This window comes from Vibrio sp. D417a (assembly GCF_030248595.1).
Lineage (GTDB): Bacteria > Pseudomonadota > Gammaproteobacteria > Enterobacterales > Vibrionaceae > Vibrio > Vibrio alginolyticus.
In genome coordinates, this window is sequence record NZ_JAHGAM010000027.1 from 1 (window position 1) to 15,134 (window position 15,134).

Genomic DNA, 15,134 nt, shown 5'->3' on the forward strand with positions numbered 1-15,134 from the left:
AAACGTTAACTCGCCATCCACGTTATCCACATCGCTGAAAGCGGTATTCAGATTGATGCTGTATGGGGTGAAATCTTCCGCCAAGGTTTGGTCTGCAATGCTGCTTTCAACCACAGGCGTGTCGTTCACCGCATTCACGGTGACGTTAACCGTCGCTTGGTCAGTCAGTGCACCATCGGTCACGGTGTAAGTGATTTCAGCGTCACCATGGAAGTTCTCAGCCGGTATGAAGACCAGTTTGCCATCAACGATCTCAACTGTACCTTGTGTTTCAGGTACGGAAGCCGATTCAATCGACAGCGTATCGCCATCAATATCGGTGTCGTTTGGCAGGACATCAACCGTTACTGAGCTATCTTCCTCTGTAATTGTTGTATCATTAGAGGCAATAGGCGCATCGTTAACTGAGTTTACTGTTACCGAAACTTGGGCTTCATCCTCTAACTCACCATCTGAGATGGTGTAGCTAATCGTTGCATTACCGTTGAAATTTTCAGCCGGAGTGAAAACAAGCTTACCATCGATAATCTCAACGATACCTTGCTCTTCTGGTACAGAAGCAGAGGTAATGATTAAATCATCACCTTCAATATCACTGTCGTTAGCGAGCACATCAATTACAACCTGGGAATCCTCGTCAGTTTGAATCGCATCATTAGTTGCTATTGGCGCGTCATTAACAGGCGTAATATCTAAGTTAGCAGTGCCATTAATAACACCGCCATCGTTATCAATAATGTCATAGGAGAATGACACTTCAGTGTCATCGTCAGCCTCTGGAATGTAAGTCCAAGATCCATCGCTGTTATCAATTAAGGTGCCATTCCCACTCTCAATAGTGACGTTTGTAATGACAAGAGTATCGGCATCATCAATATTGACGTTCGATAGTAATTCATCAGTAGTTATCGTGATTGGATCGCTATCTTCCTCAACAGCGCTTAATGTCACTGGAGAATTAGTAAGTGGCTTACTTGAGCCATCCCCACTTGTCTCGATACCTGTTGTGAAGAAGTCATTTAAGGTCAACGCTTGAGTTTCAGATAAGCCGAGGGATTCTAAGCCAATAGTTTCAAAGTTTGTTGAGGCTAGCACTTCAGTACCATCTCGTACAATCGTGGCACTATTTTGCAAACTGGAGCCACTATTTTCACCCGCTGCAGGTGCGAGTTCTTCATCAATAGCAGAAGGGTCTTGACCTTGCTCAATAGCACTAATAATCTGTGCTACATCGTCTGAAACATCTTTTAAACCTTGCTCTTGAGCAAGCTGAATTTTCAGGTCTTGAGGCGCAGCATCTGTCATTGCCACTATCACTTCACCTGGTAGAGGCTGCTGTCCTTCTGCAAGGACTCTCAGCTGCCCATCCAAACCTATTACGACGACTTGATTACCGAGTGGCACTAATGCTGTACGATCCATATAAACCTTAACCCTAAATAACTGTCAAGTTTTTGACTAACAATACTAATTTGCTATATATTGCCCGAATATATAGTGCAATAACAGCAATTTGATGCTCAATAAAGTAATTATGTGTCATACATCAATAAGAATCCAGATGCATAAGTGTTTTATTTTATTAAAATCTGGACACTCGTTTCTAGCCATTACCTCCATCTTTAATTTGAGATCTTAATTCAAGTTTTAGGCAGATTTAGTAGGTTGATTTATCAAAATTGAAACAAATGAACAGCGAATCAACAGGTTACTTCATCGCATATTAATGTTATTGTGCGCTAAATTATTGACGCCCTTATAAGTATTCCACTTATAAGCCCTATCACCTCGAGAATTTTTACCATTATCTAGGAGAATCACAGTGAAGTGGACTCGTGCCAACGCCTTTTGTATTGGTATGTTCACCGCTAGTCATGCGTTTGGGCAAACGCTAGAGCAAGCGGTTGAAAACACATTAAAAACCAATCCTGACATCAAAAGTGCGTTCAATGAATTCGTTAGCAAGCAATATGTGAATGAAGCATCTGGTGGTGCTTACCTCCCATCCGTAGACTTAGATGCCGGTATCGGTTACGAAGGAATCAAACCTGCAGAGTCAGGGCGAGATTCAACCGATCTGACAAGAAAAGAAGCCACCGTGACACTAACCCAGCTAATATGGGATGGTTCAGCGACACTTAATGATATGGATCGAACAGCAGCTGATGCTGAATCGGTCCGTTATCAACTTCTAGCTGATGCCCAAGACACCGCTCTAGAGGTCGCGAAAGTTTATTTAGACTCAGTAAAAGCTTATGAAATTCTTACACTTTCCGAGAATAACTTGAAAGTGCATAAGAAGATCTATGAAGACATTAAAAAGCGAGTTAACTCAGGTATCGGTTCTACAGCAGACCTAACCCAGGTAGAGGCTCGTTTAGCAAAGGCTCACGGTAACTTGGTGGCAGCTCAGAACAACTTATATGACAGCCACACCACCTTTACACGCCTTGTCGGACAGTCACCACAAGGATTGATTTTCCCAAGAGCGGACCAAAACTTTATTCCCTACACCATCGATGAAGCGATTGACTTGGCATTCGAGTCACACCCAGTAATCAAAATCTCGGTAGCTGATGTGGACTCTGCAAAGTTCCAATACAAGCAATCTAAGGGAGCTTACTACCCAACGATATCGGTAGAAGCGGCTCAAACATGGCGTGATGATGCAAGCGGTATTGAAGGAAGCAGCGAAGAGACAACAGCGATGTTGCGCATGCGTTACAACCTCTTTAACGGTGGTAGTGACGTAGCCAACGCTGAAAGTTTTGCCTACCAACTAAACAAAGCAAAAGACCTAAGAGAACGTGCATACCGCCAAGTAGAAGAAGGCCTTCGTCTATCTTGGAGTGCGTTAGATTTAACACTTCAACAAAAAGAGTTCCTAGCGGATCACGTAGATTCGGCCTCTGAAACTGTCATCGCCTACGAAAAGCAGTATCGCATTGGAAAACGCACTCTGCTGGACTTGTTAAATACTGAAAACGAACTTTTCGAAGCGAGAAAGAACTACTTGGATGCTCGATACTCAGAGCAGTACGCCAAGTACCGCGTTATGAACGCGACTGGCCAATTGTTAAATGCCTTGCGTGTCGATGTACCTACAGAATGGAATGAAAAGGTGGAGTACTGATCATGAAACCAGTGAAGATTCTATTTGCATTGGGTATGCTCGCCATCACTCAACACGTTGTTGCTGAAGACGAATATGAGTATCGTCCTGTACCAAATGCAGAACAAATAGCAGATTTGCAAGATGACGATAACGATGGTGTCATCAATGCTCGAGATATGTGCCCAGGTACACCTGAAGGCTCAGAGGTCGACAACGACGGTTGTGGAGAATACATTAAAGCATCAGATAACATGCAAGTGCGGATACTTTTTGCTAACGACTCTGATGAGATCAATCCAGTCTTCAGAAGACAAGTTCGAGAGCTTTCCGACTTTTTAAAAGAGTACCCTACTACTTCGATAGAGCTGCACGGCTATGCTAGTAAAGTTGGTGGTTCGAAGCATAACCAAGATCTTTCTGAAAGACGAGCACGCAATGTCCGTGAAGCCCTACTAAGCTACGACATCGAACCGAGTAGAGTCCGCATTGTTGGTTTTGGTGACACTCACTTAGCACAGCAAGGGACCGATGAAGTCAGCCATGCTTTAAATCGTCGAGTAACCGCATCAGTCGTTGGTTACAAAGGCGAGATAAAAAGAGAGTGGACAATATTCACAACTCTTCCAGAAAGGTAAAGTACCTGTTTTTGTTTGCTCTGCAAGCACAAAGCAAACAAAAACGAGTGAATACTTAACCTCAGAAAAGGAGCTTCGGCTCCTTTATTTTTACTCATTTCGACAACCGTATTATGCTTTAGGAATCGGCACTTTAGTGTTACTCTAGCCACGTCATAACAACGAGAGTTTTGAAATGAGCAAACTTACATCAGATATCCAAGCGAACCTTGACCTTTTTGTTGCAGAAACGAAAGAAAACCAATTGGTTTGGGGTTTACGCAATGAAGAAGGTTGGCTATCTTGCGATTCAACTGAATTCGAAAACAGCGAAGTCATGCCTTTCTGGTCTTCTAAAGAAGATGCAGAAGCACATAATGTTGAAGAATGGGCAGATTTTACTGTACTAGAAATCCCATTAGATATCTTTGTTGAAGATTGGCTTTTGACTCTTGCTGAAGATGGTGTTCTTGTTGGAACTAACTGGAACGATCAGTTAGAAGGCAAAGAAATGGAGCCTCAAGATCTAGCAAAGCTTTACATTGATTAAAGATTTCTGACCTCAACTTTATGTTGAGGTCTTTCTTTTTATGCCTCTTCTTTCAATATCTCGACCAAGTGCATAGTTTTACTGCTCTTTTTCTTAGTACACCCAACTTAATCACAACGCTGATGCGTTAAAAGCGCTATGATAACTCAACTTTAAAGGCACCTTAAATTAAAGGCTCGTTTAAACATGCGCGTGCTCTATCCCTTGCTTGCGTCACTTTTGCTCACTCCAGTATATGCAAGCGACACTCAAGATATTGAACCAAACCAAAATATCACACAGTGGCACTCTGTCTACCAAACCACACTACGAAGCAACCCTGAGTCGGCATTGAGCATGCTTCAAGATCGCTACCATACAGCGAAATCGGACAGCGAAAAGCTCTACGTAAGTGGATTGATTTATGAATATATGTCAAACATAAATCAGCCTTACTACGGCAGCAGTCAAGTCTTAGACAACCATTTTTCTCAATTAGAATCAGAATATATTCTTGCCTTAAATGAACGTAAGCATGGTAGTTACGAGGCCTCAGTAGATAGCTTTTCTTCTTTGCGACAGACAATGAAGAAAATATCCGATTCCGAAGGCAAGGCTCTGATGAACTATCAACTTTGTTATACGCTGAATCAACAAGGTCGTTATCACAAAGCAAACTTTTATTGCTCATCCTTAGAGAGCCACTTAAATCATAAGCATCAAGAAAACTTCCCTGTTGATCTTGCTTTGCGCGTGATAGCAAATAACTACAATTACCGCGGTGACTATGAAAAAGCCTTAAGTTTGTATCGACAGTTGATGGCCAACATGTCGAAGCAAAGCGATCCTTCAGGGATTTACAATGACGTCGGCAATTTACTTGCAGAGCTGGGGCAATTTGAACAATCAGAGCAATATCTCATTCAAGCCTTACTGGTTCGCCAAGATGAAGGGACACCTCTTGAAGTTGCGCAAGTCGAACATAGTCTAGGAGCGATGTACAGAAAATCCAAAGAACTCGATAAGTCCATCAGCCACTACAAAAATGCATTAACGATTCTCGAACAACTTCATTATCCATACGGGCAAGGGTTGACCTATTTAGGGTTATCTGCTGCTTTGGCCGATTCTGGGCAATTGGATACCGCGGTAGATTACATTGGAAGAGCATTAAACATTGCCCAAACTTATGAGAATACGCACCTTGAAACAGAGGGTCATTTGGCTGCTGGATTGGCATATTTAAAGAACCATACACCCGAAAAATCGATTGAACACGGTACAATTGCGTTAAGATTAGCGGTAAAAAACGCTAGGCCCTTATTGCAAGCGCAAGCCCAATTACTCCTCTCAAAAGCATACCAAGCTCAAAATGATTACAAAAAGGCACTGGAGCATCACGAGGCCTACTCGACGATTGAACTAACGAACCGAGACGCGAGTAATATCAAGGCGTTAGAGGCACTAGATCTCACTAAAAAAGAGTATGAATATGATCTACAAGTCGCGCAGTTGAACAACGAAACTCTTCTAAGTCAGTATCAGTTTGAAAAACTCACAGACCAACAACGCACTTATAATTTTGTTGTTTTCTGTTTATTGCTTCTCCTCGCTCTGGCATTGATGATTCAGCGACAAACACGCTTAAAAGCCAAAATAGACAGCTTAACGTGTGCATTAAACAGAGCGGCAATTATAGAGACGATTAAAAGCCAAACCTCCAAAGCGGAAGGAGACTTCCGCTACGTTCTAGCATTAATCGATCTAGATGACTTTAAGGCGATTAATGATCAGTATGGTCATCCAACTGGCGACTTAGTACTACAACAGGTGTGCAAAGCGCTTAAAGCTAAACTTAATAAGGGAGAGTACTTGGGTCGTTTAGGTGGAGAAGAGTTTATCTTGCTATTGAAAAACGTCGATGAGATTGACGTTCCCTTTAGAATACAAAGTCTGCATAAAACAATTTCAGAAAAGAGTGTACATTCGCTTAATAACCATCAATTGAATATATCTGCGAGTCTGGCCTATCTATCAACCTCAATGCCACTCACCAACTTTGATGAGCTCTATTCGATATTAGACCAAGCGTTATACAATGCTCAGAAGCAAGGAAAAAACTCTCTTGTGGACGCATACAACGAGCCGATCAGTTTAAGTGCTGAGTATATTCTCTAATAAAGCCAAACCACCAGCGTAGTGGTTTGTTATAGGTGGAAGCATCAGTAAGCCATTCAGATGCAACACCATCATCAAGGAGTCTTTGTGCCCAAGGCAAGAAAAAACATTCAGTCTCTAGAGCGAGGTTTTCTAATCCTCGAGTTGCTCTCGATGAGTGAGTCTCCCCTATCATTACAGACGATCAGTAATGCGATCCAGTTAAATAAGACGACTGTTCACGGGTTACTTGCGACTCTACACTCTCTTGGATATGTATCCAAACACAACCATAGCTACAGCCTAGGGTTTAGATGCTATGAACTGTCTAAGCCGATTGAACAAAAAAACGAAGCTATCCGACAACATTTTGTTCCATTGCTGAAAAAAATGGCCCAAATGACTAACAACACAGCTTACCTCGCTGTACAAAGTGGCGCTAAAGAGTACTTGTATATCGATGCTATAGAGCAGGATAACCCTCTTACTATCCGTAGCCCGAGAGGGAAACGAGAAGGACTCACAACATCTGCGATCGGCAAGGTTTTTCTTAGTTTTGATGATGAGCTTCGCCGAACATTGCGCCTTGAAAGCCAAATATCCCCCACGTTAGAAACTGAACTTAATCAGGTTGTATTATCAGGTTACGCACTCGATTTAGAAGAGGCAGAGCCAAACCTCAATTGCTTAGCGATCCCCCTTTACTTGGATGGTAAAGTCGTTGCTGTTGCAGGTGTTAGCGGTGCTGCCTCCGAACTGACGGTCACTAGGCTAAAACACTTTGCAAGAATCTTTCTCAAATTTTAAGATTTGACAATGTCGAATCCTAGGCCATTTTTATACTGTTTTGATTACATGCTTATACGTCGCCTCTAATATGGTCGTTGTTCAACTCAACAACGTAGGAGAAGCGATGTCTACTGTATTAATCACTGGCGCTAACCGTGGCTTAGGCTTGCAATTTGTCCGCCACTACCTTGGAAAAGGTTGGCAAGTTATCGCAACTTGTCGTTCACCAGAAAATGCTAAGCAGCTCAATGAACTAGTAACCCAATCCAATCAACTTCAACTGATGGCTCTAGACGTCACTAACCAACAAGATATCGATCAGTTAGCCACTCAATTAGCGGATCGTCCGCTCGATCATTTAGTTCTTAATGCAGGTGTATTAGGCGAAGAGTGTGCAAAGCTTGGCGAAATGACCCAGAAAAAATGGCTAGAAGTACTAAACATAAATACCGTCGCACCTGCCCTGCTAATTCAAGCCCTACAAGACAACGTTGCGAAAAGTCAGCACAAAACCATCGTGGGAATCTCAACCCGAGTTGCGAGTTTAAGCGATAACAGTTCAGGTAACATGTACAGTTATCGAGCATCTAAAGCAGCGCTTAATCAGGTTCTAGTATCAGCAGCACGCAATCTCGAATCACGAGGAGTAAAAACTGTCGCAGTTCATCCCGGCTGGGTAAAAACCGATATGGGCGGTGAGGACGCAACCTTTTCTGCCGAGGAAAGTGTTGCTGGTATTGTTTCGGTCGCAGAACAGCTAACACTTGAGCAATCCGGAAGCTTCCGCGTATTTGATGGCTCTACAATCGAATGGTAAATGATCTCTAAATGACGTCTCCCGGCCAAATTGAAGGCCGGGAGAATACAATAAACCAATAGGCCAAAAAGATAAAAGCACGCGCTATCGTCAGACAAGCTAGCCGTTATCGTCTATGGTGTTGTACCACCGTCAAGCGCTGAGGAAGTCAGCGATTGCAGCGGCATCATTTAGGCAATGATTTCCCGTGAAACTCACTCAATCATCCCACTCAGGCGCTAGCCCTTCAGGGTTTACTTCGCGGCCATTTCTTTCCAACGCATCTATCTTTGCAATCGCCTCTTCACTCAGATTAAGTTCAAGTGCTTTCAGGTTACTTGCTAAATTCTCTCGTTTAGTTGAAGACGGGATCACCGCGTAACCTTTTGACAAAGCCCAAGCAAGCGCGACTTGAGCTGGCGTGGCCTGATAGTCCTCAGCAATACCTGCAATAGTTGGGTCCCCAAGTACTTTCCCATATGCCAAGGTCATGTAAGACGTTACCTGAATATCGTTTTCCTGCATGAAGCTGACCAACTTACGATTTTGCAAATAAGGGCTAAGCTCGATTTGGTTAGTAACAATATTCTCTTTACCGACCACTTCTATCGCTTGTTGCAACAAGTCAATATTAAAGTTGGATACGCCAATATTACGGGTTAACCCTTGCGATTTAGCTTCAAGTAATGAAGCCATGTATTCGTTCAAGTTATTGTTATTGCCAGGCCAATGGATCAAGGTCAAATCCACATAATCTGTATTTAGCTTTTCTAAGCTCTCTTTTAGACTTGGAATGAGTTGTTCCGTGTTCATGTTATCAACCCAGATCTTGGTCGTAATGAATAGCTCATCACGTGCAATACCGGACTGTGTCAATACTTCACCGATTTCTGCCTCATTACCGTAAATCTGTGCAGTATCAATTACGCGGTAACCCACTTCTAACGCATTACGGACTGAATCCTTAACTACTTCACCCTCTAAACGAAACGTGCCGACGCCAAATGATGGTACTTTCATCTAAATCTCCTGAATTATCGATTTTATAGTTGATTCGAAGCAAAACTTTACGCCGCAAGAAACTTTCCGTAAAGTTAACAATACTCAAATCTAATTTGAAATATATTCAACAATGAAAGCTACTCTAGATGAAATGCGCACCTTTATGGCCGTGGTCGATACGGGTTCAATCAGCTCTGCGGCTGAACTGTTATCGATGACCGTCTCGGCGGTGAGTCGATCGGTATCTCGGCTAGAAGCCAAACTCGAAACGACCTTGTTAAATCGCACAACCCGTAAGTTAGATGTTACTAATGAAGGAACGATATATCTCGATAAAGTCAGACATATTGTAGAAGCAGTAGAGAATGCCGAAGCACAACTGAAAAGCCAGAAATATAAGCCTTCTGGCCTCCTACGAATAAACGCAGCTACCCCCTTCTTACTGCACGTACTAACGCCGCACATTGCTAAATATCAGAGCTTGTATCCAGAAGTCGAAATCGATCTCAATTCCAATGAGGAAAATATTAGCCTTTTGGGAACAAAAACCGATATTGCTTTTCGTATCGGTGAGCTACAAAACTCAACCATGCGCGCGATATTTCTTGGTAAAAGTCGGATTCGAATCGTCGCGAGTCCAGAGTATTTAAGACAACATGGTACTCCAACCTCAATAGATCAGTTACTCAATCACAAGCTACTTGGATTCAACAAGCCGGAGTATCTTAAGGAATGGCCGATCATGGATGATAAGAACAAACTTCTGCGTATTATGAGTAGCCTAAGATCTGATAATGGCGAGACGCTAAGATGTTTAGCCTTACATGGTGCGGGGATAGCTTGCCTGTCTGACTTTATGACCTACTCTGACCGACAAGCTGGTCGCTTAGTGGGCGTGCTTAGTGAACACACGCATAATGTCGAACAGCCCGTTCATGCGGTGTATTACAAAAATGCCAGCACCTCACGCCGGATCAGCTCTTTTATTGACTTCATCAAGCAAGAAATCAAGGTAGAGAACCACCAGTTCCTTTAAAGACCACCGCTGTTTGTGGCAAAACACTTTTGTCTTTTTGCCGCTTTTTCTCACAACAAAAATCTCATAGTGTCCTGAATATCAGGGAGGCACCTTGCCTCCTAGTACTCACAGTAATAGTCAGGCTTCATAATGCATAAAGATTTAAGTAACAGATTCACCATCGGGGTTGAGCTCCCCCTAGATAATGACTGGACCCAAGAAGGCCAGAAAAAACGCCTGCTCCAACGAAAACCGTTCGGCGTACCAGACATGAGTGCACATAAACAGCGTATTATGTTAGCCGATAAGTTAGGCTTTAACGTAGCGTGGGTGAGAGATGTCCCGTTGTACGACCCTAACTTTGGAGACGCGGCACAAATTTATGAACCGTTCAGTTATCTTGGCTATCTCTCTGCGTGCACCGACAACATTCTACTAGGGACAGCAGCGATAGTATTACCGTTAAGACAACCTTGGCTAGTGAAAAAAGCCGCTGCGACCATCAACGAGTTAAGTGGTGACCGCCTGATACTCGGTGTGGCTAGTGGAGACCGCCCTAGTGAATATCCCGTTTTTAATGCCAACTTTGACAGCCGTGGCTCAGCTTTTCGAGAAAGTGTAGAGATTTTGAAAGATACGCAAAATGATAAGCTGGGTAACGATCTACAGTTATTACCCGAGTTTGCTGATATTCCTATCTATGTCGCAGGGTTAGCGCAGCAAAGTCCACAATGGATAGGAGAAAACCTAGACGGCTGGCTCGCCTACCCAGGCACACCTGATGATCATGAACACCGCGTTGCACTTTGGCGCTCCGTAGCGGGAAACAAACCCTACGCCAGCTTTATTCATCTTGATTTAGTCGATAACCCAAATGCACCAGTCGTTCGGCATCATTTTGGTATCCGGGCCGGAGTCAATGGCTTGAGCGATGAGCTAGAAAAAATGCAAGAAGCAGGAGTCAATCACATCGGGTTGCATTTCCGTCGTAATAGCCAACCAATTGAGAAATCAATGGAACAGATCGCTCAGTACGTGTTGCCACGCTTTAACTAAGATCAAATAAAAATATGTGCCACCTTACTAAGGGGTGGCACGCTAGGCTTGGCACTTGGAAAAACAAAAGCTGCAATAACGACAAAACTCTTTTGTTAAAACAACAATAATAGAGTTATTTTAAAGTAAGTCTTGGTTGAATAAAGTCGATGAACGCGGAAATACGTTTAGAGACTGAAGAAGATTTGTAGAAGACAGCATTGACCTGTTCTCGTCCAGTATTTGTGATTTTTTCCGATTCAAACAATGCCACTAACCGTCCAGAATCAAGATCATCTTTCACCATAAAGCCAGATAAACATGCAATGCCGTTCCCTGCCAACACTAACTGTCTAACCGTTTCACCACTGCTGGATAGGATATCAGGCTCTATCATCTCAAACCCTCGTAATGGCCACTGATTTAACACTTTAGCGCCAGAAAAACCGATCAAGTTATGACTGCGCAAATCGCTCACCGCTTCAGGGAAACCTCGTTTAGATAAATAACCAGGCGTGGCAACGATAAATAGTGGGCTTGTTCCTAAAGGTTTAGCATGCAGTGTTGAATCCGATAATCGTCCAATACGTATCGCCACATCGGTTCTTTTTTCCAATAGATCCACAAAACCCTCATTAGAGGTAAGATCGAGTTGAATATCAGGATAAGCCTCTTTAAATGGCTGAATTAACGGCACGAGTTGATGTAAAACAAATGGGCTAGCGGCATCAACTCTTAAGCGCCCCTTGGGTAATTCACCTCGTGTGATGATCTCTTCTTCAGCTTGCTGTATTTGTAGTAAACCTAAGCGAACCGCTTCAACAAACTGATGCCCTTCCTCAGTAACTTCCACTCTGCGCGTCGTGCGATTCAGCAAGGTTACCCCCAGCTGTGATTCAACTTTACTAACCGCACGAGATACCCTAGCGACTTGAATACCTAGTGCATCAGCAGCGGAAGAAAATCCACCACTATCCACAACTGCCATAAGAATCTCTAATTCATCTGATCGGGTTAACATTTCATCCCCTTTCTTAACTGCGCACTTTCATCATTTATAACAAAAGTATTTTGTAATAAACACCATTTTTCGCAACGAATAACTCTTTAATAATACACGACATGGAAACGGGCTATTCGTTTATCCATTCATATTCAATGATTATAAGAGAGAGTTGTTATGCCTTTAGCTTTACTTGCATTGACGCTTAGCGCCTTTGCTATTGGAACCACGGAGTTTGTAATTGTCGGTCTGATACCGACTATGGCCTCCGACCTCAACGTATCATTACCTTCAGCGGGTCTTTTAGTTAGCCTGTACGCACTTGGTGTTGCGGTTGGTGCTCCCGTTTTAACAGCGCTGACTGGTAACTGGAAAAGAAAGTACGTTCTGCTTTCTGTTATGGCACTGTTTGTTCTTGGCAATCTGTTAGCCTGGCAAGCACCTGGATACAACACACTAGTTACAGCAAGGATACTGACCGGGCTTGCACACGGTGTGTTCTTTTCGATCGGCTCGACTATCGCAACTGGCCTAGTGTCAAAAGAAAAAGCCGCTAGCGCAATTGCTATTATGTTTACCGGTCTCACCGTAGCTCTAGTGACGGGCGTGCCACTTGGCACCTGGATTGGCCAGACATTTGGTTGGCAGGCAACCTTCCTAATCGTCGCGATCCTTGGAATCATCGCACTGATAGGAAGCGCTCTGCTAGTGCCGAGTAATCTGAAACAACCACCAGCAACCAAGCTGTCATCGCAAGTGAAAGTCTTGACTCAGCCTCGTCTACTTTTGGTGTACGCAATCACCGCGCTAGGTTACGGTGGTACGTTCACAGCCTTCACTTACTTGGCTCCTATTTTGGAAGAAGTATCGGGGTTTGGCTCTAGCGCTATCAGCCTAATTATGTTGGTTTATGGTGTATCAGTCGCATTCGGCAACATCTGGGGCGGAAAGATGGCCGACTCTATGGGGCCAATCAAAGCTCTGACAGCGATTTTCTCGGGCCTAATTGTGGTATTGCTCGTGTTTAGTGTCACAGCATTTAATCCAATTTCTGCAGTAGTGACCATTCTTGTCTGGGGTGCCTTTGCCTTTGGTAACGTTCCAGGACTTCAAGTTTATGTTGTCAAACTAGCAGAGAAATATTCACCTGATGCAGTCGACGTCGCTTCTGGTCTCAACATTGCTGCATTTAACGTAGGTATTGCACTGGGTTCTTGGGGCGGTGGCCTTATCGTGGCCAATGCTGGGCTGATGCACACACCTTGGATTGGCGCGATCGTAGTATTAGGTGCTCTACTACTAACCCGTTTCAGCGGAATGCTAGACAAGCGTGGAGAGCAGCACGCAACGGCACACTGATTCACGTTCCGAATCGATAAAAATCACTTAAGTTAGCCCGGCATTACGTCGGGCTTTCAATACAGAGTTTAAATACACCATTGACTGAGGTAGAAAGTTTATTCTACCCTTAGGTAAAACAAACGTTCTACCTGGTATGTCAAATAGTGAAAGAAAAAATCGCAGCAAGCCTAGAAAAAGCATTCAGTCAGTATGGCTTCGCCGAGCCGAGCGTACCCCAACTCAAAAACGCCTGCGAAGTCAGCCTGAGAACCCTGTACAAATACTACCCCTCCAAGGAAGCGATGATTGTTGCAGCTCTCGAGCATCGCCATCAAAGGTATTTGAGTTTTTTGCTCGAAGACGCCCCTGCCAATGGAACACCGGCTGTATTACACCTATTCACTCGCCTCGAGGATTGGATGAAGGAGTTTGCACCGAATGGCTGCATGTCCATCAATGCATTAGCAGCCTATCCAGAAAATCTATCGATTAATCAAGCAGTAAAACAACACAAATTGGCGGTCCGTCAGCTTATGCTCCAACTAAGTCAGCGAGAAGACCTCGCAACCACACTCTTCTTGTTACATGAAGGTTTATCCAACGCATGGCCGGTTCTCGGTCACGCTGCCTTTGCATCCGCTGAACACACTCTGCTAGAACTAATGAAGGAGAACAATCAATGACCACAATCCCGAAAGTAATGAAAGGCGTCCAACTTATCGGTCATGGTGGGCCAGATATGCTTCGTTACCGCGATGATATACCTGTGCCAGTCCCCTCGCCTGATGATGTATTGATCCAAGTTGCCGCCGCCGGAGTCAATAACACCGACATCAATACCCGAACAGCATGGTATTCTAAAAACGACGCCAATAGCATGGATGCAAGTTGGTCAGGAGACGCGCTATCTCTCCCTCGAATCCAAGGTGCCGATGTATGCGGTACCATCGTCGCTGTTGGTGAGAATATCTGCCCATCACGAGTCGGCCAGCGTGTGCTTATCGAACCATGTATTACGCGCTTCAACAGTCAAGCACTTAGCTCGCCTTGGTACTTCGGTTCAGAATGTGATGGTGGCTTTGCTCAGTTCACTGTTGTTGACAGTGAACATGCATATGCAGTGAATAGTAGTTTATCGGATATCGACTTGGCCTCCTTCCCTTGTTCTTATTCAACTGCCGAGAACATGCTTGTCCGCTCTAATGTCACAGCGAGCGATACCGTACTGATTTCAGGGGCATCCGGTGGTGTTGGCTCTGCCGCAATCCAACTGGCGAAGGCGCGTGGAGCATACGTCATTGCTATCGCCAGCCCAGAAAAGAAAGAACAGATCACGGCATTAGGAGCAAACCAAGTTATCCCTCGCGATGCAAATTTGCCGGCGACTCTCGGAGAAAACAGCGTTGACGTAGTGATTGATCTGGTCGCAGGAGAGCAGTGGCCACAATTTCTTCAGGTACTAAAACCAGGATCAAGATACGCTGTTTCCGGCGCCATAGGCGGTCCAATTGTCGAGCTGGATGTAAGAACTCTTTACCTTAAAGACCTAGCGTTATTTGGTTGTACCGTTTTGGCACCAGAAGTATTCGGTAACTTGGTTCGCTATATCGAACAGAACGCAATTCGCCCCTTAGTCGCGGAGTCATTTCCCTTAAACCAGATAGGTCAAGCGCAAGAAGTATTTTCACGCAAGCAACATACTGGGAAACTGGTTTTGGAAATCACATAGCTTTTC

General features: G+C 44.0%; 14 protein-coding genes. 11 read left to right on the forward strand and 3 right to left on the reverse strand.

The features are described 5' to 3' along the window. The coding region (locus KI742_RS19920; RefSeq protein ID WP_285445304.1) for a cadherin-like domain-containing protein at positions 1–1,422 on the reverse strand (1,422 nt) is incomplete at its 3' end. A 400-nt stretch (positions 1,423–1,822) separates the two neighbouring features. Between KI742_RS19920 and KI742_RS19925 the strand changes: the two genes are divergently transcribed. From KI742_RS19925 to KI742_RS19950, 6 genes are all read left to right on the forward strand, one after another. Continuing rightward, complete coding sequence (locus KI742_RS19925) at positions 1,823–3,133, forward strand: TolC family outer membrane protein (RefSeq protein WP_017821962.1); 1,311 nt, start codon at positions 1,823–1,825, stop codon at positions 3,131–3,133. Between the two features lie 2 nt (positions 3,134–3,135). Then, positions 3,136–3,750, forward strand: a complete 615-nt coding sequence (locus tag KI742_RS19930; RefSeq protein ID WP_005377354.1) for an OmpA family protein — start codon at positions 3,136–3,138, stop codon at positions 3,748–3,750. 175 nt (positions 3,751–3,925) lie between these two features. After that, positions 3,926–4,279 (forward strand): DUF2750 domain-containing protein, encoded by a 354-nt coding sequence (locus tag KI742_RS19935; protein ID WP_005377352.1) that lies wholly within the window; start codon positions 3,926–3,928, stop codon positions 4,277–4,279. Between the two features lie 186 nt (positions 4,280–4,465). Beyond that, positions 4,466–6,436, forward strand: coding sequence for a diguanylate cyclase (locus KI742_RS19940; protein WP_285385464.1), 1,971 nt, complete (start codon positions 4,466–4,468; stop codon positions 6,434–6,436). 87 nt (positions 6,437–6,523) lie between these two features. Next, positions 6,524–7,222 (forward strand): IclR family transcriptional regulator, encoded by a 699-nt coding sequence (locus KI742_RS19945; RefSeq protein WP_213971011.1) that lies wholly within the window; start codon positions 6,524–6,526, stop codon positions 7,220–7,222. Between the two features lie 106 nt (positions 7,223–7,328). Next, positions 7,329–8,021 (forward strand): SDR family oxidoreductase, encoded by a 693-nt coding sequence (locus KI742_RS19950; RefSeq protein ID WP_053304419.1) that lies wholly within the window; start codon positions 7,329–7,331, stop codon positions 8,019–8,021. 198 nt (positions 8,022–8,219) lie between these two features. Here the strand turns inward: KI742_RS19950 and dkgB are convergent, their stop codons facing one another. Continuing rightward, positions 8,220–9,020, reverse strand: coding sequence for a 2,5-didehydrogluconate reductase DkgB (gene dkgB, locus KI742_RS19955; RefSeq protein WP_053304418.1), 801 nt, complete (start codon positions 9,018–9,020; stop codon positions 8,220–8,222). A 112-nt stretch (positions 9,021–9,132) separates the two neighbouring features. Between dkgB and KI742_RS19960 the strand changes: the two genes are divergently transcribed. Together KI742_RS19960 and KI742_RS19965 are read left to right on the forward strand one after the other, a co-directional pair. After that, the gene (locus tag KI742_RS19960; RefSeq protein WP_005377343.1) at positions 9,133–10,038 is read left to right on the forward strand and encodes a LysR family transcriptional regulator; all 906 of its coding nucleotides are present in this window, start codon (positions 9,133–9,135) and stop codon (positions 10,036–10,038) included. Positions 10,039–10,170: 132 nt separating this feature from the next. Next, positions 10,171–11,076 (forward strand): TIGR03571 family LLM class oxidoreductase, encoded by a 906-nt coding sequence (locus KI742_RS19965; RefSeq protein WP_064353954.1) that lies wholly within the window; start codon positions 10,171–10,173, stop codon positions 11,074–11,076. Between the two features lie 115 nt (positions 11,077–11,191). Here KI742_RS19965 and KI742_RS19970 read toward each other — a convergent pair whose 3' ends face one another. Beyond that, complete coding sequence (locus tag KI742_RS19970) at positions 11,192–12,076, reverse strand: LysR family transcriptional regulator (protein WP_005377338.1); 885 nt, start codon at positions 12,074–12,076, stop codon at positions 11,192–11,194. A 159-nt stretch (positions 12,077–12,235) separates the two neighbouring features. Between KI742_RS19970 and KI742_RS19975 the strand changes: the two genes are divergently transcribed. From KI742_RS19975 to KI742_RS19985, 3 genes are all read left to right on the forward strand, one after another. After that, positions 12,236–13,417, forward strand: coding sequence for an MFS transporter (locus tag KI742_RS19975; protein ID WP_017635963.1), 1,182 nt, complete (start codon positions 12,236–12,238; stop codon positions 13,415–13,417). A 143-nt stretch (positions 13,418–13,560) separates the two neighbouring features. Beyond that, positions 13,561–14,082 carry a TetR/AcrR family transcriptional regulator gene (locus KI742_RS19980; RefSeq protein ID WP_042523849.1) on the forward strand — a complete coding sequence of 174 codons (522 nt, stop codon included), beginning with the start codon at positions 13,561–13,563 and terminating at the stop codon, positions 14,080–14,082. Next, positions 14,079–15,128, forward strand: a complete 1,050-nt coding sequence (locus tag KI742_RS19985) for an alcohol dehydrogenase family protein (protein WP_213867136.1) — start codon at positions 14,079–14,081, stop codon at positions 15,126–15,128. The genes KI742_RS19980 and KI742_RS19985 overlap by 4 nt, the downstream gene beginning before the upstream one ends. The last annotated feature ends 6 nt before the right edge of the window (positions 15,129–15,134 follow it).

Excerpts from the sequence above, each read along its gene's own strand:
- KI742_RS19930 (WP_005377354.1), top strand. The coding sequence starts at position 3,136 with ATGAAACCAGTGAAGATTCTATTTGCATTGGGTATGCTCGCCATCACT.
- KI742_RS19935 (WP_005377352.1), top strand. The coding sequence starts at position 3,926 with ATGAGCAAACTTACATCAGATATCCAAGCGAACCTTGACCTTTTTGTT.
- KI742_RS19940 (WP_285385464.1), top strand. The coding sequence starts at position 4,466 with ATGCGCGTGCTCTATCCCTTGCTTGCGTCACTTTTGCTCACTCCAGTA.
- KI742_RS19950 (WP_053304419.1), top strand. The coding sequence starts at position 7,329 with ATGTCTACTGTATTAATCACTGGCGCTAACCGTGGCTTAGGCTTGCAA.
- dkgB (WP_053304418.1), bottom strand. The coding sequence starts at position 9,020 with ATGAAAGTACCATCATTTGGCGTCGGCACGTTTCGTTTAGAGGGTGAA.
- KI742_RS19960 (WP_005377343.1), top strand. The coding sequence starts at position 9,133 with ATGAAAGCTACTCTAGATGAAATGCGCACCTTTATGGCCGTGGTCGAT.
- KI742_RS19965 (WP_064353954.1), top strand. The coding sequence starts at position 10,171 with ATGCATAAAGATTTAAGTAACAGATTCACCATCGGGGTTGAGCTCCCC.
- KI742_RS19970 (WP_005377338.1), bottom strand. The coding sequence starts at position 12,076 with ATGTTAACCCGATCAGATGAATTAGAGATTCTTATGGCAGTTGTGGAT.
- KI742_RS19975 (WP_017635963.1), top strand. The coding sequence starts at position 12,236 with ATGCCTTTAGCTTTACTTGCATTGACGCTTAGCGCCTTTGCTATTGGA.
- KI742_RS19985 (WP_213867136.1), top strand. The coding sequence starts at position 14,079 with ATGACCACAATCCCGAAAGTAATGAAAGGCGTCCAACTTATCGGTCAT.